The organism is Streptomyces resistomycificus (assembly GCF_001514265.1).
Classification (GTDB): Bacteria; Actinomycetota; Actinomycetes; order Streptomycetales; family Streptomycetaceae; genus Streptomyces; species Streptomyces resistomycificus.
Genome location: NZ_KQ948988.1, coordinates 341,555 through 365,749 on the forward strand (window position 1 = coordinate 341,555; position 24,195 = coordinate 365,749).

Sequence of the window (24,195 nt, forward strand, 5' to 3'; positions counted from 1 at the left end):
GCCGGCCCGCCGGGACGGGGTCAGGGGCGGGCCGGCAGCGCCGCCACCGAGTCCCGCACCACCACGTGCGTGCCGAGCAGCAGGTGCTCGGCCGGCGCCTCCGTGGTACGGCCCAGCGCGGTGCGTACGGCGAGACGGCCCAGCTCCTCGTAGGGGACGTGGACCGTCGTCAGCGCGGGGTGCAGGTCGCGCGCGTAGGGGATGTCGTCGTAGCCGGCCAGCGAGACGTCCCGCGGCACGTCCAGGCCCGCCTCGTGCAGGGCGGTCAGCGCGCCCGCGGCGACCATGTCGGTGGCGGCGACCACAGCCGTGAAGTCCAGGCCGTCCTTCAGCGCCCCGCGCATCAGACGGTGCCCGGCGTCACGCGTGAAGTCGCCGTTCAGCAGCAGCGCCGGGTCGGGTTCCAGGCCGCGGGCCCGGTGGGCGGCGAGGAAGCCGCGCTCGCGGCCCTGCGCGGTGGTGTGGTCCGGCTTGCCGCCGAGGAACAGCACCCGCCGGTGACCCTGGGCCAGGACGTGCGCGACCAGGGCGAAGGCGCCGCCCTCGTTGTCGTACTCGATGACGGTGACCGGCGCCCCGGGGCCCAGCGGCGGGCGCCCGCACAGCACCAGGCGGGAGCCGGCCGAGGCCAGCGAGTCGGCCATGCGCCGGGTGCGCTCGCGGTACTCGGAGGTGTCGGCGGCGCCGCCCACCAGGATCACGGCGGCGGCCCGCTGGGCGCGCATCATCTCGACGAACTCGACCTCGTTGCGGACGTCGCCCTCGGTGCTGCACACCAGGCAGAGATGCCCGAGCCGGGTCGCCTCGCGCTCCACGCCGTGCGCCATCAGCGCGAACGACGGGCCGGTGATGTCCTCGAGGACGAACGCCAGCGTGGGTGTGCCCACCCCCGCGACCGCCTTGGCGCGCGCGTCGGCCACGTAGTCCAGGTCACGGACCGCCCGCAGCACCCGGGTCCGGGTCTGTGAGCTCACCGGGTACACGCCGCCGAGGACCCGCGACACGGTCGACGCGGACACCCCCGCGCGAGCCGCCACGTCCCGGATGGTGCTGCGCCCGGCGTCCTCGCTCTTCCTCGTCATCCCCTGCCTCGTCCCTCTCCCGGGCCGTGTAGCCCACCCCTCGGGAACTGCGGCAACATGGATGGAAACCGGTTCCCGAGGCGGAGGCTAGCAGCGGGAGGCGGAAACGGGCAGGAGTCGCGCGGGCGTTGGTGCGTACCGGCGGCCGCTCACGCCCGCGATAGGGTGCGCGCGATGGACGCGATCGCCTCCGGGCCCACCCGGCAGCACCCGCCGATCACCCGTGCGCCCGACGCCTGCCAGCCGCGCACCTCCTCGGGCGCGAACGACGAGCGGCCGTTCCAGGCGCGGGCCTCGGCGTCCCAGGCCTCGCCGCTGTTGGGATAGACGACGACCGGCTTGCCGGTGACCCGGGCGGCCGTCTCGGTCGCGGCGGCGACGTCCTCGGGAGCGCAGCAGTTCACGCCCACCGCGACGACCTCGTCCGCCTCGGCGGCCGGCGCGAACGCCTCCTCCAGGGGCTGGCCGGCGCGGGTGCGGTCACCCGCGACGCTGTACGACAGCCAGGCCGGAACCCCGAGCCCGCGCACCGCGCGCAGCAGCGCCTGGGCCTCGTCGGCGTCGGGCACCGTCTCCAGCGCCAGCACGTCCGGCCCGGCGGCGGCCAGGGTCTCCAGACGGGGCCGGTGGAAGGCCTCCAGCTCGGCCACGCTCAGCCCGTACCGGCCCCGGTACTCGGAGCCGTCGGCGAGCATCGCGCCGTAGGGCCCGACCGAGGCCGCCACGAACAGCGGCCGGGTGACGCCCCGGGCACCGGCCTGTGCCGCGGCGTCCTTGGCCAACCCGACACTCAGGGCCAGCAGTTCGCTCGCCCGCTCGCGCCCGATCCCGCGCGCCGCGAAGCCCTCGTAGGTCGCCTGGTAGCTGGAGGTGATCGCCACGTCCGCGCCCGCCAGGAAGTACGCGAGATGCGCCTCGGTGATCGCCTCGGGCCGTTCCGCGAGCAGGCGCGCCGACCACAGCTCGTCACTCAGGTCGTGCCCGGCCGACTCGAGCTGGTTGGACATGCCGCCGTCGAGGACGACCGTCCCGGCGGAGAGGGCTGCGGAGAAAGCGGAAGGCGCGTGGCTGGTCATGCCACGACGCTAGTCGACGACGGGGCACGACAGCCGACTGTGTCCATTACATGAACAGGTTGCCCACCATGTGGGATGACGGGTTACGATCACGCCCTCCCCGCCCCGTCCCCTCCTCCCCGGGAACCGCCATGACCGCCCCGAGCACCAGCGAGACCACCGGACCGGACCCCACCGGACCGGCCGTCGTCGCCACCCCACGCCGCCGCCCCTTCGGCCTGGCCGCCGCCACCGCCCTCGTCATGGGCAACATCATCGGCGGCGGCATCTTCGCGCTGCCCGCCACCGTGGCCCCCTACGGCGGCGTCAGCCTGCTCGCCTTCGTGGTCCTGTCGGTCGGCGCGGTGCTGCTCGCGCTGCTCTTCGGCAAGCTGGCCCGGCGCAGCCCCGTCACCGGCGGCCTGTACGTGTACCCGCGCGACGCCTTCGGCCCCTTCGCGGGCTTCCTGTCGGCGTGGTCGTACTGGACGATGTGCTGGGTCAGCATCGCCGCCCTCGCGGTCGCGGTCGTCGGCTACGTCGACGTCCTGATCCCGCTGCACGGCAACCACACCCTCGAAGGCCTGGTCGCCCTCGCCGCGCTGTGGCTGCCGGCCGCCGCGAACTTCGCCGGCACCCGCTGGGTCGGGACGGTCCAGGTCGTCTCCACGATCCTGAAGTTCGTCCCGCTGCTGCTGGTCGCCACCGTCGGCCTGTTCTTCATCGACACCGACAACTACGGCCCGTTCAACGCCTCCGGCCAGAGCGTCTCCGGCGCGCTGGCCGCCTCCGCGGCGCTGCTCCTCTACAGCTTCCTCGGCGTCGAGTCGGCCGCGGTCAGCGCGGGCGAGGTCCGTGACCCCGAGCGCAACGTCGGCCGCGCCAGCGTCCTGGGCACGCTCGCCTCCGCCCTCGTCTACATCCTCGGCATCGTCGCCGTCTTCGGTCTCGTGCCGCACGACAGGCTGGCCGACTCCGGCGCCCCCTTCGCCGACGCCGTGAACTCCATCACCGGCGGCACCTGGGGCGGCACCGCCATTGCCCTGGTCGCCGTCGCCTCGATCACCGGCTGCCTCAACGGCTGGATCCTGATGGCCGCGCAGATGCCCTACGCCGCCGCCCGCGACGGCCTCTTCCCGGCGCCGTTCGCCCGCGTGGGCAAGGGCGGGGTGCCGGGCTTCGGCGTCTGGGCCGTCGCCGTGCTCGGCACGCTGCTCATCGCCCTCAACTACACGGCCGGCCCGGACACGACCTTCCGCGTCCTCGTCCTGATCACCACGTTCACGGGCTGCGTGCCCTACCTCCTGTCGGCCGCCGCCCAGCTGTACTGGCTGGCCAAGGGCACCCGCGAACAGGTCCGTCCGGCCGGTCTGGTCCGCGACCTGACCGTCGCCGCGCTCTCCTTCGCCTTCTCCTTCTGGCTGATCGCGGGCGCCGGCTACGCGGCCGTCTACCAGGGCGTGCTGTTCCTCTTCGCGGGCATCCCCGTGTACGTGTGGATGCGTGGACGCCGGGAGACGACCGAGGTGGCCGCCTAGCCTTGGGACATGCCTGACACCGATGCCGTGGACGCCGAAGTCGCCGACGCCGAGGGTGTGCCCGAGGAAGCCCGGCAGGTGCTCGGCCCCTTCACCGGGCCGGTCTTCCTGGCCTCCCTCACCCACAACGCGAAGAACGGCGTCACCGGCGGCGTCTGGAACGTCAGCGCCGGTGACCGCTCGGCGGTCCTGAAGGTCCTCACCCGCTCCAAGGAGGCCACCGGACGCTGGGCGGCCTCGGACGATCCCCGGCACTGGAACTACTGGCGGCGCGAGGCGGACGTCTACACGTCCGGCCTCGCGCAGGCCTGGGAGCGGAACGGCATCCGCGCACCCCGGCTGCTGGCCCGCGTCGAACGGGCCGACGGCGACATCGCGCTGTGGCTGGAGCGGGTACCGGGCCGACCGGCCACCCGCTGGAAGCCCGCCCGGCACATCGAACACGCCCGCCGCCTGGGCGCCGCCCAGGGAGCCGTCGGCGAGGTCGACGACCAGCCGTGGCTCTCGTACCGCTTCCTGCGCCAGTACGTTGGCGGCAACACCCTCGGCCAGGAACTCCTCGACGACGACGAGGCCTGGCAACAGCCCCTGGTCCGCGACCACTTCCCCGAGGGCCTGCGCCGTGACATGGTCCGGCTGCACCACGACCGCGAATGGTTCCTGGACGTCTCGGAATCCCTGCCGCGCGCCTTCAGCCACCTCGACCTGTGGCCCGCCAACACCTGCGCCGACGGCTCCCACAGCGTCGTGTTCGACTGGGCCTTCGCCGGCGACGGAGCCCTCGGGGAGGACCTCGGAAACTACCTCCCCGACACCGTCTTCGACCTGTTCGTCCCGGCGGTCCGCCTCCCCACGTACGCGGCGAGGGCCTACGACGCCTACCTGCACGGCCTGCGCGAAAGCAGCTGGAGGGGCGACGAGAACCTCGTACGTCTCGCGGTCTGCGCCTCGGCTGTCAAGTACGACTGGCTCACCGCCCTCATGCTGGCCCGCGCGGGCGAGGAACAGGTGGACTACGGCGGCGACCGGGCCGTGGACGCCGAAACCCGTTATCGGGAGCGAGGCCTGACCCTCGCGTTCCTCGCGGAGTGGGCGAGGGAGGCCCGAGTGCTGGCGCCCAGGCTGGGCTTCTCGGAGGCCCCGAGCGGACGTTGAGGAGAGGCGCCACCCGGCTGCGGGCCATCATGCCGCCGGGGCCGCACCGGTGGGCGCGGCGGCGTCCCGCACACGCGGGTAGGCGAACCCCTGGGCCCCAGCCACACACCGCCGGGCGCCGTCACCCGTGCGCCGCGTGCCGCCCGCCGCCGCGCCGTCCCCGACGCGTGCGCACCACCGTCGGCACGATCAGCCCGAGGAGCAGCCCGACCGCGAGCACGTAGGGCCACCAACCGAGCCCCTCGGCCGCCGCGTTCGCGCCGCGCGTGTCCGCCGTCACCGGCCCGGCCGCCGGTGCGTCACCGCCGGACGCGGACGGCGACGGACTCGCGGCGGCCGCGCGGAGCACGACGTCGTTGCCGTCACCGCCCCGGTAGCTGATCCGGTACGTCGTCTCGGCGAGCCTCACCTTCGCGCCCTCCTCGAGGCCGGTGAAGGAACCGCTCGTCTTCGCTCGCCCCCTGTGGTCGAGCACAGTGATCTTTCGGGCGGGGCTCGACCCGGCGGCCGAGAGGTCGAGCCCGCCGGCCAGCCGCACCGACCCCGTCACCTTCAACGGCCGCTTCCGCAGCACCAGTTCGCCCTTCGCACGCTGCGTGTAGTCGCCGAGGACGGTGAGGCCCGCGGCGACCACGCCCTCGTTCGTCACGGCCCCCTTCACCGTGCCCGTGCCGGTCAGCGTGGTCGCCACCCGCAGCCCGGACGCCGAGGCGTCCAGCCGCGCCCCCGCCCCGGACAGCCGGATCACCTTGCTGTGTACGAGAGTCGCTCCCGACCGCAGAGCCAGCGTGCCCTTCTTGACGGTCGTCGCCCCGGTGTACGTCACCGCGGCGCCCGTCAGTGTCGTGGTGGCCGCGCCGGACTGCACGAACGAACCGCCCCCGCTCAGGTGCGCCAGCGAGATCGCGGTCCTCGCGTTGTTCACCACGAGCGTCCCGTCGTTCACCACCCGTCGGCGCTCGGTGCCCGTCAGCAGGGAACCGTCCCGCTGCCCGGAGCCCAGCCGCAGCACGGCCCCCTTCTGCACGGTCGTGGAACCGTCGTAGTACTGCTTCGCGGCGAAGGTGACGTCGTTGCCGCGCGTGCCCGCGATGACGATGTCCCCCGCGCCGGGCGCGGAGAGGGTGTCGTGGAACCGGCCGCCGCCGATGGGGGCGCCCAGTGTCACGGGGCCGTTGTAGTCGAAGGTGAGGAGCGAACGCGACCGGGCGGCCAGCAGGTTGATGTAGACCGTCTCGGCGGTGCCCGGCATGAAGATCTTGTTCGTGGTCCCGTCACCCCACCGGACGTTCGCCCCCTTGATGTTGGTGCCGCGCTTGTTGACGTTCTTGCGCGCGGGCGTCCAGTTCAGGGCTGGGTCGCTGAGCGAGGGGTCGGTGTCGCCGCCCCGGTCCGACCAGCTGTACTGGCCCGTGAGGACGACCTCGCTGCCCGGACGTGACTGGACGTTGATGTCGCTGCCGTACTCGCGCTGGTAGAAGTCCATGCCCATGGTGACGGTCTGGCCCAGCGGGGTGTCCACGGTCCAGGTGCCCTGGTTGAGGACCTTGCGCACGTTCGGCAGCGAGGTCGCGTACTCCGGCCGTCCGGCGTTGACCTGTGTGCCGTTGTCGATCACCCCGGAGAAGGAGTGGGTGCCCGACAGGTCCCAGGTGCCCCAGAGGAACCTCGGCTGCGTGATCAGCCCGGAGCCGCTGATGGTGCCCAGGTTGTAGGCGCTCTTCAGGGACAGCCGCAGGGTGCCGTCGACGCGGATGTTGTCCTGGTTGAGCCGGAACGCCGGGGTGCCGTAGGGGAAGTGGCCGATCAGTCCGGTCGTGCCGCCGTCGCCGTACTGCAGCGTCGCGCCGCGCTGGACGGTGATCGCGGGCGGGTCGGCGTCGGCGGTGGTGACGTAGGGGTGGTTGCCGCCTCGCGTGGACACCCTCTGCCGTTGCCGGGACTTCGGCAGCGTGAAGTCGCTGTCCTTGGTCAGGACCAGCGTCCCGCCGCCGCGCACGGTGAGCGTGCCCACGCCGCGGAACACCCCGTCGTACGTCGTCGTCCCCGACGGCACGGTGACGACCGTGTCGCCGGTGAGTGTCACGTCGCGGTCGGCGAGCACGTCGGCGGTGACGTCACGGGGGCCGGCGGCCGCGGCCGGGGGCGCGGTCGCGAGGAGGGCGGCGACCGCCGCGAGGGCGCCGACGGCCGCTGCTGTCTTGCTGGTTTGGCTGCGCACACAGGGGAGACGGACCGGGGCGGCGGCCGATAACAGAAAATCCGCTCACAGAAAGCGCCTTCTTTCATCACGTCCAACCCGTTGACCTCCGGGTTGCCCACCCTTACCTTTTCGGCGTTTGGAATAACGACAGATGTTCTCAATATCGAACATCGCTCTCAGGTCCCCCCGCCCCCGAGAGGCAGTCCGCATGAGCCGCGACAACGACCTGCCCGAAGACCCCCACCGCAGACTGCTGCTGAAGGGCGCCCTGGCCGCGGGCGCCCTGGCGGCGGCCGGTCCCGGGGTCGCCCACGCAGCCCCGCCGCCGAAAGCGCCGCCGTACGTGAACCCGCTCGTCCGCAACCGCGCCGACCCGCACATCCACCGGCACGCCGACGGCCACTACTACTTCACGGCCACCGCCCCCGAGTACGACCGGATCATCCTGCGCCGCTCCCGCACCCTGAACGGTCTGTCGACCGCCGCCGAGTCCGTCATCTGGACCAAGCACGCCACCGGGAACATGGGCGCCCACATCTGGGCGCCGGAGATCCACCGCATCGGCGGCAAGTGGTACATCTACTTCGCGGCGGCGCCCGCGGAGAGCGTGTGGGACATCCGCATCTGGGTGCTGGAGAACGCCCACCGCGACCCCTTCAAGGGAACCTGGACCGAGCGCGGCCAGCTGCGGACCGCCTGGGAGACCTTCTCCCTGGACGCCACCACCTTCACCCACCGGGGCACCCGCTACCTCGCCTGGGCCCAGCACGAACCCGGTATGGCCAACAACACCGCCCTGTGGCTGTCCAGGATGGCGAACCCCTGGACGCTGACCGGCCCCCAGATACGGCTGTCGACACCGGAGTACGACTGGGAGTGCGTCGGCTACAAGGTCAACGAGGGCCCGTCGGTCATCGCCCGGCACGGCCGCCTCTTCATGACGTACTCCGCCAGCGCCACCGACTTCAACTACTGCATGGGTCTGCTCACCGCCGACGCGGACAGCGACCTGATGAACCCGGCGAGCTGGGCCAAGTCCCCGACCCCGGTGTTCACCAGCAACGACACCACCCGGCAGTACGGCCCGGGCCACAACTCGTTCACGGTCGCCGAGGACGGTCGCACCGACGTCCTCGTCTACCACGCCCGGCAGTACAAGGAGATCGTCGGCGACCCGCTGAACGACCCCAACCGCCACACCCGCGTCCAGAAGCTCGGCTGGAACGCGGACGGCACCCCGAACTTCGGCGTCCCCGTGGCCGACACGGCCGCCGCCACCGTCAAGGAGAGTGCGTGACATGAGACGTGCCTACGCCGCTTTGCTCGCCCTCTGCCTGGCGCTGCTCGGCGCCCTGGCCACCGCGGGACCGGCCCAGGCCGCCCCGCAGACGGTCACCACCGGCACGCAGTTCACCGACACCTCGGGCAACCCCGTGCACGCCCACGGCGGCGGGGTCCTCAAGGTCGGGAACTACTACTACTGGTTCGGCGAGAACCGCAACGCCGACAACACCTTCCGGTACGTGAGCGCCTACCGCTCCACCGACCTGAAGAACTGGGAGTTCCGCAACCACGTCCTGACCGAGGCCAGCGACCCCGAGCTGGCGACCGCCAACATCGAGCGGCCGAAGGTCATGTACAACGCCTCCACCGGCAAGTTCGTGATGTGGATGCACAAGGAGAACGGCACCGACTACAGCGAGGCCCGCGCGGCGGTCGCCGTCTCCGACACGGTCGACGGCAACTACTCCTGGCGGGGCAGCTTCCGTCCGCTCGGCCAGCACATGTCCCGTGACATCACGGTCTTCGTCGACACCGACGGCGCCGGCTACATGGTCTCCGCCGCCCGCGAGAACTACGACCTTCAGATCTACCGGCTCACCGCCGACTACACCGGCATCGCGAGCCTGGTCGCCGACCCCTGGCACGGCGGCCACCGCGAGGCCCCGGCCCTGTTCAAGCGCAACGGCGTGTACTTCATGCTCACGTCCGGCGCGACCGGCTGGAACCCCAACCAGCAGCAGTACGCCACCGCCACCTCCCTCGCCGGACCCTGGACGGCGATGACCAACGTCGGCGACTCCACGACGTACGGCTCGCAGACCGCCTTCGTCCTGCCCGTGCAGGGCAGTTCGGGCACCTCCTACCTCTACCTGGGCGACCGCTGGGGCAACTCCTTCGGCGGGACCGTCAACGACTCCCGGTACGTGTGGCTGCCGCTGACCTTCCCGAGCTCGACCTCGATGTCCATGTCCTGGACTCCGGAGGTCACCGTCGACACCGCCGCCGGCACCGTCAGCGGCACCAGCGCCACGTACAACACGCTGATCGCCCGGCACAGCTCCAGGTGCGCGGACGTGACCAGCCAGTCGCTGTGGCAGGGCGCCCAGATCAAGCAGTACGACTGCAACGGCGGCAACAACCAGAAGTACTGGTTCAAGTCCGTCGGCGGCGGCTACTTCCAGCTGATGGTCAGGAACAGCTCCCTGTGCGTGCAGGAGAACGCGAACACGGTCAGCCAGGAGAACTGCAACGCCTCCTCGACCGCTCAGCAGTGGTCGGTGACCACCACCGGCTCCTACGTGAACATCAAGTCCCGCGCGACCGGTGAGTGCCTGGACGTGAACGGCGCGTCCACCGCCAACGCCGCCTCGGTGATCACGTACACCTGCAACGGGGCGACCAACCAGCAGTGGACGCGCGGCACCTGACGTCTCCTCAGCTCAGCAGGTCGATCGCGTCGATCGACGTGCCCGCGCTGAGGTAGGAGGTCGACCCCGACCCGCTCACCACGTTGATCTTCAGCACGTTGTACTGGCCGGTGTCCGTGAGCCAGGCGCTCGCCGGCACGCTGTAGGTGAAGGTGTGGTTGTTCCCCCGGTAGGACCCGTTGGTCAGTGACCGGGTGTTCGGCTGGGTGGGCGGGGAGGGGATGGCCGAGGTCCAGTTGTTGACGGCGACCTGCGGGCGGCCGTTGGCGTAGGCCGTCGTCACGCCGATGCGCAGGGTGTGCGCGGCGGCGGCCTGGGCGGCGGTCAGCTTGAAGTACACCAGCAGGCCGCTGTTGACGTCCTTCCAGAGGTAGCAGGGGAACGCCGAGGTCTCGCTGCCGCTGCCGATCACCACATTGCCGGTCCAGGCGGCGGCCCGGACGTCGGACGGGTGCGCGTACGTCATCAGGTCTGCGTTCTTGAAGCCGCCCGGCGTGCCGTTCCAGTCGTTGATCCGCCAGATGGCGCTCGCGTTGGACGGGTCGTTCGTGGACGCGATCGCGATCGAGTTGAGCGTGGTGGTGCCCCCGGCCGTGACCGACACCGACGTGGTGTGAACGGCGAGTTCGCCCTTGAACACCGTGAGCGTGTAAGTCCCCGGGAGGACGCCCCCGATGGAGAAGTAGCCGTCGGAGGCGCGGGCCGAACCCCAGTACTGGGCCGCCGAGTTGGCGATACCGACCGTGTAGGCGTGGGCCGTGTTCCGGCCGGTGATGCCGACGCCCGCGACCCGGCCCCGGCCGCTCGCGCCCACGTAACCGGGGATGCCCAGCGAGTCAGCCCAGGAGGTGGTCAGGGTGCCCGGGAACAGCGACGAGGAGGGGGCGCCGCCGTCGGTGAAGGCGATCACGTACGGGCCCTGGAGGCCGAAGCGCTGGTCCTCGGTCTGGTTCTGGCCGTAGTACAGGATCTCGTACAGGCCGCCGCCGTCCGCGCTCTGGTGGCGCAGCAGCGAGCGGTAGAAGGGGCCGCCGGAGGCCTTCTCGTGGTTGCTGCGGACCATCCACAGACCCACGCCGCCGGCGGACCAGCCGACGTAGTCGTAGTCCATCACCCGCCGCTTCGAGTAGTGCTTGGAGCGGGTCTGGCCGTCGGACTTGGCGAACACGTCCGAGGCCTCGATGGTGCTGTTGGTGTACGTGTAGGAGTCGGGCTCGTCGTTGAGGAACAGGCCCTTCTTGACGCGCACGATGTAGCGGGTGGCGGAGACCGAGGTGTCCGCCTTGTTGGTCCACAGGTAGATGTTGTTCTCGCCGCTGCGGGCCGCGTAGTAGTGCCGGATCGTGCCGTACGCCACGGAGATCAGGATGGTCGAACCGGACTGGCGGATGCTCACGGTGGAGGTGCCCAGGCCGGACTCGATGTGCGAGTTCATGCCGCCGTAGCCCTGGTACTCCACGCCCCGGTAGACCAGGGAGGTCAGGTCGCCGTTGGTCTTGCTGACCTTGAAGACCAGGCTGGCGCCGGTGTCGACGACGTAGTTCGACCCGTCGTCGCTGTAGCCGAAGGCCGCGGCGGAGGCGCTCTGCGCGAGCGGGCCGGCGAGAGCGGCGCTGCCGGCGGCGGCAGCGGTGCCGAGAACGAAGGTGCGGCGGCGGACCGGTCTGTTCACGGATCCGGACATGGGGGTGCCTCCTTCGGGAGGTGTGGGGGTGCGGGTGTGGGGGCCTGCCCGGTTGGCAGAGTGACAGTTGAATCGATTTCGCGAAAGGGCTTTCGCCGCTGCCGGGTTGGCGATTGTGTGAAATCCATCCGGGGGCTAGAAAGCGCTTGCCAGGAGCGGTACGGTCCACCGGCCAGGCTTAGTGATCCCGTCGCAGGACCGTCGGAGGAGCCGTATGAGACGTTTCAACCTCGCCGTGCTGGCGGCGCTCACACTGAGCGCCGGCGCGATCGCCGCACCCGCCCAGGCGCACGGCGGCCACCGCCCCCTCGGCATCGAGAACTGCACCGCCACCACCTGCCACTTCGACGTCGCGCCCGGCACCTACGACGTGCGCGTCCTCCTCGGCGGCGACGCCCAGTCGAGCACCTCCGTCAGCGGTGAGACCCGGCGCTCCCTGCTCCCCGAGACGCCGGTCGCGGCCGGCGAGCGGGTCGCCCGCAGCTTCACCGTGAACGTCCGCACCCCCGAGGGCGAGCCGACCGGCCCCGCGGGCACCCCCGGACTGGACCTGGTCCTGGGCGGCTCGGCACCCGAACTCGCCGACATCCGGGTCACCCCGGCCCGTCACGCCCGCCAGATCTTCCTGGTCGGCGACTCCACGGTCTGCGACCAGCCCGGCGACCCGTACTCCGGCTGGGGCCAGCAGCTGCCCCGGTACCTGCGCAAGGGCGTCTCCGTCGCCAACTACGCCGACTCCGGGGAGAGTACGGTCACGTACCTGGGGAACCCGCAACTGTGGGCGACCGTCCAGCCGCAGATCCGCCGCGGTGACCTGGTCCTGATCCAACTCGCGCACAACGACAAGACGACGGACGAGGCCACCTACCGGGCGAACCTGGAGAGCCTGGTGGCGGGTGTGCGGGAGAAGGGCGGCAGCCCGGTCCTCGTGACCCCGATCGTGCGCCGCTGGTTCAACTCCGACGGCACCCTGAACAACGGCACCGCGCTCCTGGTCAACGGCCTCGGCGTGAACCACCCCGAGGTCGTCCGCTCGGTCGCCGCCGCCCACGACGTGCCCCTGATCGACCTGACGGCGAAGACCAAGGCGGTCGTGGAGTCGCTCGGCGTCGAGGGCTCCAAGGCGCTGTACCTGTACAACGAGAAACGGGACAACACCCACACCTCCGCCCACGGCGCGACCGTGTACGCGGAACTGGTCCGCGACGAACTCGTCGCCCAGCATCTGGTGCCCAAGGGCCTGATGAGGGTGGGATAGACCCCTGGGGCGCTCCGACCGGAACCGGGGCGCCCCAGGCTCCGGCCGTCTCGGACCTTCCGGCCGGCTTCCGCGTCCCCGCTGTTCCGAGCGACCCGAGCACGAAAGAGACCCATGCAGCTGCCCCCCGACGACCGCACCCTCAGCCCCCGCACCGGCTGCACCCGCGCCCACTGGGAGGCGGCCGCCGACGCCCTGCTCGCGGCCGTCGAGCCGTACGCCACCGAGGACCGCGCCCTCTACCACTTCCCCGGGGAGCACGGGAGCTGGTCGGGGCGGCTGTCCGACGGCCTGGAGGGCTACGCCCGTACGCTGCTGCTGGCGGCCTTCCGGCGGGACGAGACCGCCCTCGAACGCTATGCCGACGGACTCGCCGCCGGAGTGGCGGGGGTGTGGCCCCGCATCGAGGACCGCGGCCAGCCACTGGTCGAGGCCGCGTCGATCGCCCTCGCGCTGCGCCTGACCCGGCCGCTGCTGTGGGACCGGCTCGACGACGACGTGCGCCGGCGGGCGGCCGCCTGGCTCGGCGACGCCCTGACCGCCGAGGCCTGGCCCTGCAACTGGGAGCTGTTCCCGGTCACGGTCGGCGGCTTCCTCCAGGAGATCGGCTACGAGACCGACGCGGCCCGCAAGGCGATCGACAACGGCCTCGAACGCATCGAGCAGTGGTACGTCCGCGACGGCTGGTACACCGACGGCGACGGCCGCAAGTTCGACTACTACAACGGCTGGGCGATGCACCTCTACCCGGTGCTGCACGCCTGGCTGGCAGGCGACGACCGGCTGCTGGACCTCTACGGCGGCCGCCTCGAACGCCATCTCGCCGACTACGCCCGCCTGTTCGGCGGCGACGGCGCGCCCATGCACCAGGGCCGCTCCCTGACCTACCGCTTCGCGACGACCGCCCCGCTGTGGCTGGGCGCCATGACGGGCCGCACCCCGCTGTCGCCGGGGGAGACACGGCGGCTGGCCTCGGGGGCGCTGACGTACTTCCTGGACCGGGGGGCGGTCGACTCCCGCGGGCTGCTGACGCTGGGCTGGCACGGCCCCGACCCGGCCGTCCTGCAGGGCTATTCGGGACCCGCCTCGCCCTACTGGGCGAGCAAGGGCTTCCTCGGACTGCTGCTGCCGGCGGACCACCCGGTGTGGACGGCCGAGGAGGAGCCGGGCCCGGCCGAGCGGGAGGACGCGGTGACGGCCGTCGCCGCGCCCAACTGGCTGCTGCAGTCCACGCGTGCGGACGGCCTCGTCCGGCTGCACAACCACGGCAGCGAGGACGTCCGCTACGACCCGTACTACACGCGCCTCGCCTACTCGACCGTGACGACGCCCGCACCGGAGTACGACAACAGCGTGATCGTCGGCGACGATCCGAGCCGTACCGAAATCGAGCCGCTGGGGGTCGGCGACGGCTGGGTGGCGTCCCGGCACACGGCGGGCGGGGGAGCGCGGGTGACGAGTGTCGTGCTCGCGCGGGGCGCGGTGGAGGTGCGGGCCCATGTGGTGACGGGAGCGCCGGCGGGAACGCCCGTGCGGGTCACCGGGTGGGCGGCCGGAGACGGTGTACGGGCGGAGCTGCTGCCCGTGGCCGGCCTGGACGGCGGGCTCGCGGGGGTCACCGGGGACGGCGACAGCCTGTTCGTCGCGCTCGCCCGGCTGACCGCCGAACCGGAACCCGTGCCGCTGGCGGAGACCGTGAGCGTGCGGGCCGGCGATGTGCTGACGGTGTGCTGGAGCGACGGGCCCGAGGTGCGGGTGCGGTGGGACGCCTCGGGAGTGAGCGTCGAAGCGGCGGAGCCCCGTCGGGCAGGATGAGCCGCGTGGCGGGTGGGAGAGAAGAGTTCGCGGAGCTGTTGCGGCGCGCCGGGCTGGAGGACCTCGGTGACTGGCCGGTGGAGGAGGTCCTGCCGCCCGAGGCCGCCTGGCGCAGGGCGCTCGCGGGCGGGGCGGAGCCGGTCGTCACCCTGCCGGCGGGGCCCGGCCTGCCCGCCGAGCTGAACGCGCGCTGGCACCGGCTGGCGTCCGGGGCGGGGATCCTCGCGGGGGACGGGGTGTTCCTCGTCGACGTCGTCGGCGACCGGACCCGCTGTCGCGCCCGGCGCTGGACGCGGGTCCGGCTCGGCGACGGCTGGGACCTCGCCGGCGTCTTCACCCCGGAGCCGGGGCGGCCGGGGTTCCTCACCCTGTCACGGGACGGGGAGACCCTGCTCGCCGCGGCCACCGAGGACGACTCGGTCCGGCTCCTCCTCGTCGACCGGATCAGGGAGCGGCAGGAGGCGGACGCCCGGGAGGCGGCCGACGAGACACCCCGGGAGCGGGCGGCCGCGTGGACCGCGTTGTCCGGGCAACCGACGCCGGGCGAGAAGCTGCTCGACGCCTGGGCACGCGGTGTCTGCGCCAACCGGTCCGTCCCGCACGACGTGCGGATCCGCCTGCTGGCCAGGTCCCCCTACAGCCTGTACAGCCCGATGCCGACGGCAGTCGTGGACGCCGTCCTGGCCGACCCCGACTGGACGCTCCGGGCGCGGGCGGCCGAGTGCCAGCCGAACATCACGCCCTCGCAGTGGGCCCGGGTGATCCTCGCGGAGCGAAGCGACCGGCGGCGGTGGATCCTCGTCATGCTGGCCGCCGACCGCCGGGCCGAGCTCACCGAGGACACCTGCCGCAGGCTCGCCGCCGATCCTTCCCCACGGGTCCGCTCCGAGGCCGCCCGCCTTGAGGGCCTGCCCGTCTCCCTGCTGGTCGCGCTGACCGGCGACATGGACGGCGGTGTGCGGGCCGCGGCCTGCCGGGCGGCCTGGCCGCACCTCGACGCCGCGGGACGCGAGGCACTCCTGGCGGACCCGGACGGCACCGTGCGGGCCCGGGCCCGGCTGCTGCACCACCAGGTGCATCCGATGCCCCGTTCGGTGTTCGAGGACCAGGACCTCAGGACCGACGCGCTGGAGACCTGCCGGCTGGAGCGCGACTTCGCCGTCCACCTGGCACGGCACGGCGAGCGGGCCGAGCGCTGCTTCCTCGCCGCGAACCCGCGCCTGGACCCCGACGTGGTCGCCCTCCTCGGCGAGGACCCGGACGCGAGCGTCCGGTTCGCGGTGTCGAAGCGTGCCGACCTGACCGAGGAGCAACGCGCCGCCATCCGCATCGACTTCGACCCGGGCGTGCACTACCACCCCCTCGACTGGGTCGTGGCCCTCCACCACGACGACGACGCGATGCGCCGCCTGGCCGCCTCCGCCCATCCCCTGGTGCGCAGAAGCGTCGCCCGGGCCCGGCGTCTGCCGCCCGACGTCGTCGACCGCCTCGCCCACGACGAGGACCGGGTCGTCCAGCTCTTCCTCGCCGAAGCGTGCGACGACGCGCCCGCCGACATGCTCATGAACGTGTGGCAGTGGTGGGACGGCAGTCTCAGCGCCCCCGACCGCCCGCGCGGCCACCCGAACTTCCCGCGCAGCGACCTGCTGCGGTATGCCGACGACCCCAACCCGCGCATGCGCCGGCTGGTCCTGGACGATCCGGAGTCGACGCCCGACCACGTGGAGCGGCAGAGCAGGGACAGCAGCGCGGAGGTGCGGTACCGCGCCGCGACCGACCCGCGGCTGCCGGCGGCCTGCGCGGTCCGGCTTCTGGAGGACCCGCACGAGTCCGTACGGCACGCGGCCGTCATGCACCCCCACCTCCCGGCACGCCTCCTCGTCGGTCTGCTGCGCAGCCCCGACGACGCGGAATGGGCCGCCCGCAATCCGGCGCTGCCCGTCGAGGTCATGCGCCGGATGGCCGAGTCGGCGGTCAGGGAGTGAGGCGGGCGATCCTGAGGCTCGTCGAGGTCGGGGACGCGCCGGTGAGCGCGCTCGCGTAGGACGGCTTGACCGGCACGTACGCCCAGGTCAGCGTGCCGTCCTTCTGTACGGCCACGTCACCTGTCAGCCGCGCCGTGACGACCTTGTCCGGGCTCTGGAACTTCCCGTTCCAGTCGATGAGCCTGAGGTGGGTGCCCGCGAACGTGCCGGTGCAGGTGCCGGCCGCGCACTTGGCGTTCTTCAGCGACTCCCAGGACAGCAGCAGCCGGTCCTTGCCGTACGGGGCGAGACGCACGTTGACGTGTTCGGTGCCCGTCGTGCCGGACAGCCGGATCGCCTTGCCGGCCGGGGTGTCGCGGTTCTTGAGGAAGGCGACGGTCACCTGGTGGGTGGCGGTCCTCGGCTTCACCGTCCAGCCGCGGCCGCTGGCGTCGTCCGGGTTCTTCGCGGCGGAGGCGGCGCCCCGCGAGGCGAAGGCGGTGGCATAGCGGCCGGTGGACGACTTCACGAGGTCGCCGGTGCGGCTCGCGAACGTGCCGCCGCAGTAACCCGCCCAGCACTGCTCACGCTGCAGGACCGGAGCGTTGTCCGGGGCCCCGATCCCGGTCGAGACGAAGAGCCCCGAACGCCAGTCGTCGAAGCAGAGGGAGGTGAAGGCGCCGGTCTTCTCCGCGTGCAGGGCGATGCCCTCGTTGTGGCTGCAGCCCCAGCTCCAGCCACCGCCGAGCTTGGCGCCCTTGGCGCTGACGTAGGAGAGCTTGTCGCCGAAGTGGCCGTCGGTCTGGCCGCCCGCGCCGTGCACGACGAAGTACGCGCCGTACTTCGTCCCGTTCCAGGTGAGCTGGCCGTCGAGGAGCGGGGCGGTGTCCTTCGAGGCGGTGGAGGTGAGCTTGGTCGTGAAGGTCTGCTTGCCGCCCGTGTAGCGGATCAGGGCGGCGGCCGTCTCCTTCCACTTGTTGGTGTCGGCGACACGGGTGAGCAGTGCGAAGCCGTCGTTGTGCGCGACCAGACCGCCGACCTCCTTCGCGCCCTTCACCACGGTGTCCGCGCCCGACCGCTTCCCGGCGGCCGTCAGCGGGGTGACGTGGACGCCGTCCGAGGCGGGCCACGCGACCCGCAGGGTGCCGTTCGGGGCCGCCGCGGTCGCCGTCCGCGTCCACTCGCGGGAGTTGTTGTAACCGGCGGACAGGTAGGGGAACTTGGCGGGGAGGCTCACGGCCGTGCTGGTCACGGCGAGCGTCGGGGCGGCGGACGTGGCCGCGCCGGCCACGGCGTACCAGGCGCCGACGAACGCGCCGGCCGCGACGAGTCCGGCGACCACGGGCCTGCGGGCGGCGCGGACTCGGCGGTGGCCGACGGGGGAGGGGGCGCCGGGGGAGGGCGCGCGTCTTGCGGAAGTCATGTCCAGGGGTTGCCGCCGGGCGATCAAAGGTTGCCGTGCGGGCGCGCCCGGGAGGCGGAACGTGCCGGTCTTCCCCGGGCCCGGCCGGCACCCCGGAACGCGTCCTCGTCCTCCCGGACTGTCCGATCCTCGCCCCTGGGCGGCACGAGATCGCCGGAGTCCGGCTGTTCGCCGGCTGGTACCGGCCGCCCGCGAGAGCGGCCGCCGGCGAGGCCTACGACGCCCGAGGCCGGTCCGTCGCCGCCCGGCCCTCGGTCAGGGTCTCCAGGAGCCGTTGGGCGAAGGCGGCCGGGTGCTCTACCGCGCCGACGTGTCCTCCGGGGAACTCGACGAGGGGGCTGCCGGTCCGCTCGGCGAGGAACTGGGCCGTGCGGTACAGGAGTTGCCCCCGCGAGTCGGACCCGGCGGCAAGGGTGAGACGGGCGTCGAGGGCACCCAGCTCGGGGCCGTACGAGGTGAACGGGACCAGGACATGGGCGAGGAAGACGGCCATGGGCAGCCCCAACTCCTCCTCGCGCGACAGGGGTTGCCCCTCGAAGGGCCCTTCCGCCCGCTGTCCCGCCAGCCCGGCGCCGAGGCGGGCGCCGGCGGCCTGGAGTCCCGCCGCGCGATAGGTGTCGTACACCTCGCGGAACATGGCCTGCTGCCGGGCCCCGTCCGGCAGCACCCCCACGCACGGCGGCTCGTGCGCCACGACGTGCCGGAGCCGCCGCGGATGGCGGGCGAGCAGGTCGAGGGCCGCGACGGCGCCGGAACTGGTGCCGACGACGTACGCCGACTCGCCCTCGGCCAGCACCTCTTCGAGCACCCGGTGCGCCCCGTCGCTCCACGCCCGCACCCGCTGGTCGCCGACGGGCAGGCCGAGGCGGCCGTGGGCGAGGCCCAGGGGGTCGTACGTGACGACACGGAACCTCTCGGCGAGTACGTCCGTCATCGCGTCGAGTCCCATGGGGTGTCCGGCGCCACCCGGGACGACCAGCAGAACGGGCCCGTCGCCGCCGACGTCGTAGTGGAGTCGTTCGTCAGCCACGGGTGTTCTCCTCGCGGGGCCAGTGTTCGAGTGTGAGGTGCAGGGCCTCGACCGCCTTGTCCCACGAGGCCCGCACGGCGCGGGAGTGGCCGAAGCCACCGCCGGCCTCCAGGGCGCAGTAGCCGTGGAAGGTGGCGCGCAACAGCCGTACGGCGTCGGTGAGGTCGGGCTCGTCGAGTCCGTAGGCGCGGAGCATTCCGTACGTGACCTCGGCGGTGCGGCGCAGGGCGGGGGAGTCGGCGACGAGGGCCTGGTCGACCCGGATCTGCGTCGCCGCGTAGCGGCCCGGGTGCCGGAGGGCGTACTCGCGGTAGGCGCCGGCGAAGGCGGCCAGCGCGTCCTTCCCGGACCGCCCCACCACGGCGGCGGCGATCCGGTCGATCATCTCCCCGCCGGCCAGCAGCGCGACGCGCACCCGCAGGTCCTGAAGGTTCTTGACGTGCGAGTACAGACTCGCGTCCTTGACCCCGAAGTGCCGGGCCAGGGCGGAGAGCGTCACCTGCTCGAACCCGGCCTCGTCGGCGAGATCGGCGGCGGCCGCGGTGATGCGGTCTGGGGTCAGGCCGGCTCTGGGCAAGGAATACCTCCGGGACTCCTGAAGCTGTGCCCCCTAGGTTATCGCCTAGGGGGCACAGGTTTCCCGAGAGGGGCGGACCGGGTGAACGCGCATCCGTCAGCCGATCGGCGCGTACAGCACCCCCAGCTTGTCGACCTCGGTGCCCGAGCGGCCCGTGAAGCCGGTGATCTGCCAGCCGGGCGGGGCCGTGAAGGTCTTCGTGTCCGAGGTCGCCGTGCCGGAGGACAGGGTGCGGCCCTTGTCCGTGGTGAACGCGGCCGAGAACAGTCGCGTGCGCCCGTCCTTCTGGCCCTGTGTCAGCTTCACGGACGTGAGGTGTTCGCCGGAGGCCAGCGTCAGGGAGGTGGCCGTGCCGCCCGTGCCGCCGTGGGTGAGTGCCGTGCCGCCGTCGTGGGTGAGGGTGACCGCGTCCAGACGGGAGCCGCCGCGCAGGGTCAGGGTGCGGGGTGACGGCGGGGCGGGCAAGTCGTCGGCGTCGTTGAAGGCCGTGCCGTGCGGCCCGCCGAAGAAGTCGCTCGCCTTCAGGGACGGGTTGAGGGTGTAGGAGAAGTCGACCGTGTGCGGGAAGTGGTCGGAGAGGTTCGCGCCGGCGGAGTCCAGGAAGGACGCCCACTCGTTGTGGTAGCGGGTGGCGTTTAGGGTGAGCAGTTCGCTGCCGCGGTAGAGGACCTTGTCCACCACCTCGCAGTCATGGGTGGGGGCCGTCGTGGGGCACACCAGCGCGTCCGCGCCCTGAGCCGGGGGCGTACCGCCCTTCACCAGCTTCACCCACGGGTCCGTCAGGCCGTTCTCGCTCACCAGCGTGCGGATGTTGTCGCCCGAGCGCGTGTACCGGGTGTTCGTGTCGCCCATCACGATCACCGCGTTGCCCGCGGAGTTCGCCTGGATGAAGTCGGAGAGCTGCTCGATGTTGGCGCGGCGGGCGGCGAGCGCGTCGTCCGTGGCGTCGGCGTTGGTGTGCACGTTGTAGAGGTCCACGAAGACGCCCTCCGCGAGCCGCACCCGCGCCAGCGAGAAGCCCTTCGGGGTCAGGCAGTTGGTGCCGGTGCAGTTGTTCCACTTGACCCGCTCGAAGTCCTCGAACGGCAAATCCGAGAGGGTGTTGAGGCCGTCGCCGAAGGGCACTCCGCCGCTCGTCGCGGTGCGGTACGGGTGGTTGTCACCCGCGTACAGGGCCGCGTGGTAGTTGAAGTCCTCCTGGACGTTCACGATGTCGTACGACGCCAGGCGCGGCGAGATCAGCGGGGTGTTGGTCTGCGGACTGCCCGAGCTCAGCCCCTCGGGCAGACCCGCGACGTTGTACGTCAGGACGTTGAACGAGCCCGTGGTGGCGGCCGCGGCGGGAGCGGCGCCGGTGGCGGTGAGGCCGGTCACGGCCAGAGCGGCGGCCGCGAGGGTGCCGATGAGTCGTCTCATGGTGGGGGTCTCTCCGGTTCGGAGGGGGTGGGGACTGAAGGTGAACGGTGCTCAGCTTCACCGCGAACCAGTGTGACCGGAAAGGGCAGTTGGGGAAACAGTGAGAGACGAGGTGACCGGCCCGGACGGTCCCCTCAGTTCTCCCGTGCCGGAAGGTCCGCCAGGCCCGTCTCGCGCATGATGCGTTCGACCGTCTCGGGAAGGGAGCTCGCCGCGTCGACGACCGTCTCCACCGCGCCCGGGAGGAGGTCGAGGGGGCGGTACCAGGAGCGCAGTCGCGGCTCGGTGATGTGCGCCAGGTCCGCCTTGGCGGCGTGCCGGGTGAGCGTCTCCTCGAAGGGGACGTGGAGGTAGTAGGCGTGGGTGGGGCCGCGGTGTTCCGTGCGGAGTCGGGCGAGCATGTCGCCGTAGCGGTCGGCGTAGAGGATGCCCTCGATCACGACGTGGTAGCCGGCGTCGAGCGCGTAGCGGGCGACGGTGTCGATCAGCCCGATGTTGGCGGCCCCGGGCCGGTCGTGCTCGCGCAGCACCTCGCGGCGGAGGTTGTCCTGGCCGACGAGGGCGAGACCGCGGCCGAAGCGGTCGCGGATGCCGGCCGCGGTCGTCGACTTGCCCGAGGCGCTGTTGCCGCGCAGCACGATCAGCCTGGTCGTGCCGGTGCCCACCATCACGGGGGCACCGTACCGGCAAGGGGGACGCCACGCTTCGGGGTGGGGGCGCGGGTGCGGTTTATTCGTATGCGGGCCGCCGCGGGGGCGCCGTAAGGTTGCCGGGTTCACGACACGAGGACCTCGGGACGCGGGGCACGGGGAGGAGGCGCGTGGCGTACGACGCGCGGCGCGAGGAGGAGCCGGCCCGCGGGGCGCCAGGCGCACCACACCGCGAGGTGCCTCCCGCCGAGAGGCGCCCCCTGTGGCGGCAGCGGAACTTCGGGATCTTCTGGGTGGCGCAGACCCTCTCCGTCCTCGGCGACTCCTTCGCCTTGATCGCGCTGCCCCTGCTGGTCCTCCAGGCCACCGGCTCGCTGGCCCGGATGGGACTGCTCACGGCGGTAGGCGGGGCGGCCTCCGTGCTGGCGGCCGTCTTCGCCGGGGCGCTGGTGGACCGGGTGGACCGCCGCCGGCTGCTCATCGTCTGCGACCTGGTGCGCATGGTGCTGTACGGCGTCATCCCGCTGGTCTGGCTGTTCGGCCCGCAGGTCTGGCTGCTGTACGCCGTCCTCCCGCTGTGCGAGGCCGTCGGCATGCTGTTCGCCGTCGGCTATGTCACCGTTGTGCGCAGCCTGGTCGGCACCGAGCAACTCACCGAGGCCAACGGCCGGTTGAACGCGACCGCCGCCGCGGCGGGTGTGCTCGGGCCGCTGTGCGCCGGCATGGTCGCCGCGTGGACCGGGCCGGCCGCCGCGGTGGGCGTCGACGCTGCCAGCTTCGGGGTGTCGGCCCTCTGCTTGCTCTTCGTACGGTTCGCCCCGCGCGCCGGGGACGACGGCGCCGTGGCGCAGCGCACCGGGCGGTCCGGCCTGTGGCAGGACCTGCGCGCGGGAGTGTCCTTCCTGTACGGCCATCCCGTGCTGCGTACGCTCACCGCCCTGCTGTTCGTCTTCAGCTTTCTCACCCTCGGCCTGACCGACCTGGTCATCTACCACGTCAAGCACGACCTCGGGCACGACGACGGCACGGTCGGCACCGTCATGGCCGTCGGCGCGCTCGGCACGATCACCGGCGCCCTGCTGGTGGCCCGGATCCGGCGCCGGCTCGGCTTCGGCCCGACCTGGACCGGCGCGGTCGCGGTGTGCGGCCTCGCCATGGCCGGGATCGGCTGGGCGCGGGACGTGCCGGTCGTCGCGGCGCTCAGCGCTGCGTTCCTCGCCTGCGGCGGTATCGCGGGCACCTGCTCCATGTCGCTGCGCCAGGAGGTCACCCCGGAACCCCTGCTGGGCCGTGTCACCGCCGCGTTCTGGACCCTCCAGTACGCCGCCGCCCCGATCGGCGCGGCCGTCCTGACCTGGGCCGCGGAACACCGGGGCACCGCACCGGTCGCCCTGGCCGCGGGCTGCTGCTGCGTACTGATCGCGGTGGTCGCGCTGTTCACGCCGATACGGCGATCCCGTACCGCGAAACCGTGACGCCCCGGGCGATGCCCCTGGCCGAGGGGGCAACCCCCGTAGCGGAGCAGGGACTTCGGCGTGGCACCGCGTCCGCCCGACGGTGTGCTCCGGAGCACCGGCGGCCCCGGTCGGCACCGATTCCCGGGGGCGGGGCACGACGCAGGTCCGGGTGCGGCTCACGCCGTGGCCGCCGCGCCGGCAGGCCCGGACTGATGGCTGGAGCCGGTGACCAGGGCCGGACACCTGCCTCAGCGGCGCCCGGGAGAGGCCCGGACCGCAGGTGGTACGGGCCGGGCTCACGCCGCGTTCCCGGCCCGACTCCGTAGGACCCGGCAGCTCCCGCCCTCACCGTGAGCCGGAGGCCGCGTCGGTGTCATCCGTTCACCCCGGAGTAGTGCCCGAGGCTGCGCCGCCACAGCAGTCTCGCCCCCAGGTAGGCCAGCACCCCCAGCAGCGGTGAAACGGCCGCCAGCCAGTACGGGACACCGGCGTCGTGGCCGTGTCCGGTGAGGACGGCGGCCGGGAAGTACGCGACGAACGCGAGCGGGAGCCCGAACGTCAGGAAACCGCCCACCGCCTTGGGCAGCACGTTCAGCGGATAGCTGCCGAAGGTGCCGAGGAGCTCCTCCAGCCAGCGGCCCCAGTAGTCGGCCGCCGGGAAGCGCAGGGACGCGGAGGCCACCGCCGTGAACAGGGCCGCCTCCAGCAGCATGCCGCCGACGACCGCGGCGACCAGGTACGAGACCCGGCCCGCCGTCCAGTCGAGGTCACTGCGGCTGAGCGCGCCCGCCATCAGGCCCGCCGCCACGGTCAGGTCACCGATGGCGTTGGTGGGGAAGAAGGCGAGCTGGACCTGACGGTGCACCGGCATGGGGCGCGTCAGGTAGATGTCGATCCTGCCCTCCTGGATCTGCCGGCCGATGAGGTGGACCCGCCCCAGCACCAGCACGAACAACCCGTGCGCCAGCATGCGTGTCGCGGGGATCAGCAGCACCTCGGAGCTGTCCCAGCCGCCCATCCCGGTGAACCGGGACAGCAGTACCGTCGCGAACACGATCACCGACACCTGCCAGATCGCGCCGATCGCGATCATCAGCAGGAACTCGGTGCGGTACTCCAGCTGGGCACGGAAGTTGAGGCGCGTGACGCGCCACGCGATCCGGACGCCCTTCATGGG

General features: G+C 72.4%; 18 protein-coding genes. 8 read left to right on the plus strand and 10 right to left on the minus strand.

Going from position 1 to position 24,195, the window contains the following annotated elements; genetic code table 11:
- Nucleotides 1-20: 20 nt before the first annotated feature.
- Nucleotides 21-1,082, minus strand: coding sequence for a LacI family DNA-binding transcriptional regulator (locus AQJ84_RS01425; protein WP_030044815.1), 1,062 nt, complete (start codon nt 1,080-1,082; stop codon nt 21-23).
- Between the two features lie 149 nt (nt 1,083-1,231).
- A complete protein-coding gene (gene mmuM, locus AQJ84_RS01430) occupies nt 1,232-2,158 on the minus strand; it encodes a homocysteine S-methyltransferase (RefSeq protein ID WP_053192257.1) in 927 nt (308 codons plus the stop codon).
- Between the two features lie 131 nt (nt 2,159-2,289).
- Between mmuM and AQJ84_RS01435 the strand changes: the two genes are divergently transcribed.
- Together AQJ84_RS01435 and AQJ84_RS01440 are read left to right on the plus strand one after the other, a co-directional pair.
- Nucleotides 2,290-3,675: an amino acid permease gene (locus AQJ84_RS01435; RefSeq protein WP_053192259.1), complete on the plus strand. Its 1,386-nt coding sequence runs from the start codon at nt 2,290-2,292 to the stop codon at nt 3,673-3,675.
- A 9-nt stretch (nt 3,676-3,684) separates the two neighbouring features.
- Nucleotides 3,685-4,830, plus strand: coding sequence for a protein kinase family protein (locus tag AQJ84_RS01440; RefSeq protein ID WP_030044812.1), 1,146 nt, complete (start codon nt 3,685-3,687; stop codon nt 4,828-4,830).
- 121 nt (nt 4,831-4,951) lie between these two features.
- Here the strand turns inward: AQJ84_RS01440 and AQJ84_RS01445 are convergent, their stop codons facing one another.
- A complete protein-coding gene (locus tag AQJ84_RS01445; RefSeq protein ID WP_053192261.1) occupies nt 4,952-7,051 on the minus strand; it encodes an autotransporter-associated beta strand repeat-containing protein in 2,100 nt (699 codons plus the stop codon).
- 190 nt (nt 7,052-7,241) lie between these two features.
- On the opposite strand from AQJ84_RS01445, the gene AQJ84_RS01450 reads away from it, so the two are divergent.
- Together AQJ84_RS01450 and AQJ84_RS01455 are read left to right on the plus strand one after the other, a co-directional pair.
- On the plus strand, nt 7,242-8,330 hold the full coding sequence (locus tag AQJ84_RS01450; protein ID WP_030044810.1) for a glycoside hydrolase family 43 protein: 1,089 nt from the start codon (nt 7,242-7,244) through the stop codon (nt 8,328-8,330).
- A gap of 1 nt (nt 8,331) precedes the next feature.
- Nucleotides 8,332-9,744 (plus strand): family 43 glycosylhydrolase, encoded by a 1,413-nt coding sequence (locus tag AQJ84_RS01455; RefSeq protein WP_030044809.1) that lies wholly within the window; start codon nt 8,332-8,334, stop codon nt 9,742-9,744.
- A gap of 7 nt (nt 9,745-9,751) precedes the next feature.
- Here the strand turns inward: AQJ84_RS01455 and AQJ84_RS01460 are convergent, their stop codons facing one another.
- On the minus strand, nt 9,752-11,428 hold the full coding sequence (locus AQJ84_RS01460) for a rhamnogalacturonan lyase B N-terminal domain-containing protein (RefSeq protein WP_030044808.1): 1,677 nt from the start codon (nt 11,426-11,428) through the stop codon (nt 9,752-9,754).
- A 214-nt stretch (nt 11,429-11,642) separates the two neighbouring features.
- Here AQJ84_RS01460 and AQJ84_RS01465 point away from each other — a divergent pair, with 214 nt between their 5' ends.
- From AQJ84_RS01465 to AQJ84_RS01475, 3 genes are all read left to right on the plus strand, one after another.
- Nucleotides 11,643-12,686 carry a rhamnogalacturonan acetylesterase gene (locus tag AQJ84_RS01465; RefSeq protein WP_030044807.1) on the plus strand — a complete coding sequence of 348 codons (1,044 nt, stop codon included), beginning with the start codon at nt 11,643-11,645 and terminating at the stop codon, nt 12,684-12,686.
- 114 nt (nt 12,687-12,800) lie between these two features.
- Complete coding sequence (locus AQJ84_RS01470) at nt 12,801-14,501, plus strand: DUF2264 domain-containing protein (RefSeq protein WP_053192263.1); 1,701 nt, start codon at nt 12,801-12,803, stop codon at nt 14,499-14,501.
- A 5-nt stretch (nt 14,502-14,506) separates the two neighbouring features.
- On the plus strand, nt 14,507-16,486 hold the full coding sequence (locus AQJ84_RS01475; protein ID WP_225877455.1) for a PE-PGRS family protein: 1,980 nt from the start codon (nt 14,507-14,509) through the stop codon (nt 16,484-16,486).
- Here AQJ84_RS01475 and AQJ84_RS01480 read toward each other — a convergent pair.
- The 5 genes from AQJ84_RS01480 to AQJ84_RS01500 form a co-directional block, all read right to left on the minus strand.
- Nucleotides 16,476-17,888, minus strand: a complete 1,413-nt coding sequence (locus AQJ84_RS01480) for a hypothetical protein (protein WP_030044804.1) — start codon at nt 17,886-17,888, stop codon at nt 16,476-16,478. The two genes, AQJ84_RS01475 and AQJ84_RS01480, sit on opposite strands and share 11 nt — an antisense overlap.
- A gap of 214 nt (nt 17,889-18,102) precedes the next feature.
- The gene (locus AQJ84_RS01485) at nt 18,103-18,918 is read right to left on the minus strand and encodes an alpha/beta fold hydrolase (RefSeq protein WP_051870270.1); all 816 of its coding nucleotides are present in this window, start codon (nt 18,916-18,918) and stop codon (nt 18,103-18,105) included.
- Entirely contained in the window at nt 18,911-19,495 is a 585-nt protein-coding gene (locus AQJ84_RS01490; RefSeq protein WP_030044802.1) for a TetR/AcrR family transcriptional regulator, read from the minus strand. The genes AQJ84_RS01485 and AQJ84_RS01490 overlap by 8 nt, the downstream gene beginning before the upstream one ends.
- Before the next feature lie 96 nt (nt 19,496-19,591).
- Nucleotides 19,592-20,911: a jacalin-like lectin gene (locus AQJ84_RS01495; RefSeq protein WP_030044801.1), complete on the minus strand. Its 1,320-nt coding sequence runs from the start codon at nt 20,909-20,911 to the stop codon at nt 19,592-19,594.
- 134 nt (nt 20,912-21,045) lie between these two features.
- Nucleotides 21,046-21,579 (minus strand): AAA family ATPase, encoded by a 534-nt coding sequence (locus AQJ84_RS01500; protein WP_030044800.1) that lies wholly within the window; start codon nt 21,577-21,579, stop codon nt 21,046-21,048.
- A gap of 152 nt (nt 21,580-21,731) precedes the next feature.
- Here AQJ84_RS01500 and AQJ84_RS01505 point away from each other — a divergent pair, with 152 nt between their 5' ends.
- Nucleotides 21,732-23,036: an MFS transporter gene (locus tag AQJ84_RS01505; RefSeq protein ID WP_030044799.1), complete on the plus strand. Its 1,305-nt coding sequence runs from the start codon at nt 21,732-21,734 to the stop codon at nt 23,034-23,036.
- A gap of 355 nt (nt 23,037-23,391) precedes the next feature.
- On the opposite strand, the gene AQJ84_RS01510 is transcribed toward AQJ84_RS01505, so the two are convergent.
- The gene (locus tag AQJ84_RS01510; RefSeq protein ID WP_030044798.1) at nt 23,392-24,192 is read right to left on the minus strand and encodes an ABC transporter permease; all 801 of its coding nucleotides are present in this window, start codon (nt 24,190-24,192) and stop codon (nt 23,392-23,394) included.
- Nucleotides 24,193-24,195: the final 3 nt, after the last annotated feature.

Excerpts from the sequence above, each read along its gene's own strand:
- AQJ84_RS01425 (WP_030044815.1), bottom strand. The coding sequence starts at position 1,082 with ATGACGAGGAAGAGCGAGGACGCCGGGCGCAGCACCATCCGGGACGTG.
- mmuM (WP_053192257.1), bottom strand. The coding sequence starts at position 2,158 with ATGACCAGCCACGCGCCTTCCGCTTTCTCCGCAGCCCTCTCCGCCGGG.
- AQJ84_RS01435 (WP_053192259.1), top strand. The coding sequence starts at position 2,290 with ATGACCGCCCCGAGCACCAGCGAGACCACCGGACCGGACCCCACCGGA.
- AQJ84_RS01440 (WP_030044812.1), top strand. The coding sequence starts at position 3,685 with ATGCCTGACACCGATGCCGTGGACGCCGAAGTCGCCGACGCCGAGGGT.
- AQJ84_RS01450 (WP_030044810.1), top strand. The coding sequence starts at position 7,242 with ATGAGCCGCGACAACGACCTGCCCGAAGACCCCCACCGCAGACTGCTG.
- AQJ84_RS01455 (WP_030044809.1), top strand. The coding sequence starts at position 8,332 with ATGAGACGTGCCTACGCCGCTTTGCTCGCCCTCTGCCTGGCGCTGCTC.
- AQJ84_RS01460 (WP_030044808.1), bottom strand. The coding sequence starts at position 11,428 with ATGTCCGGATCCGTGAACAGACCGGTCCGCCGCCGCACCTTCGTTCTC.
- AQJ84_RS01465 (WP_030044807.1), top strand. The coding sequence starts at position 11,643 with ATGAGACGTTTCAACCTCGCCGTGCTGGCGGCGCTCACACTGAGCGCC.
- AQJ84_RS01470 (WP_053192263.1), top strand. The coding sequence starts at position 12,801 with ATGCAGCTGCCCCCCGACGACCGCACCCTCAGCCCCCGCACCGGCTGC.
- AQJ84_RS01480 (WP_030044804.1), bottom strand. The coding sequence starts at position 17,888 with ATGACTTCCGCAAGACGCGCGCCCTCCCCCGGCGCCCCCTCCCCCGTC.
- AQJ84_RS01495 (WP_030044801.1), bottom strand. The coding sequence starts at position 20,911 with ATGAGACGACTCATCGGCACCCTCGCGGCCGCCGCTCTGGCCGTGACC.
- AQJ84_RS01500 (WP_030044800.1), bottom strand. The coding sequence starts at position 21,579 with ATGGTGGGCACCGGCACGACCAGGCTGATCGTGCTGCGCGGCAACAGC.
- AQJ84_RS01510 (WP_030044798.1), bottom strand. The coding sequence starts at position 24,192 with ATGAAGGGCGTCCGGATCGCGTGGCGCGTCACGCGCCTCAACTTCCGT.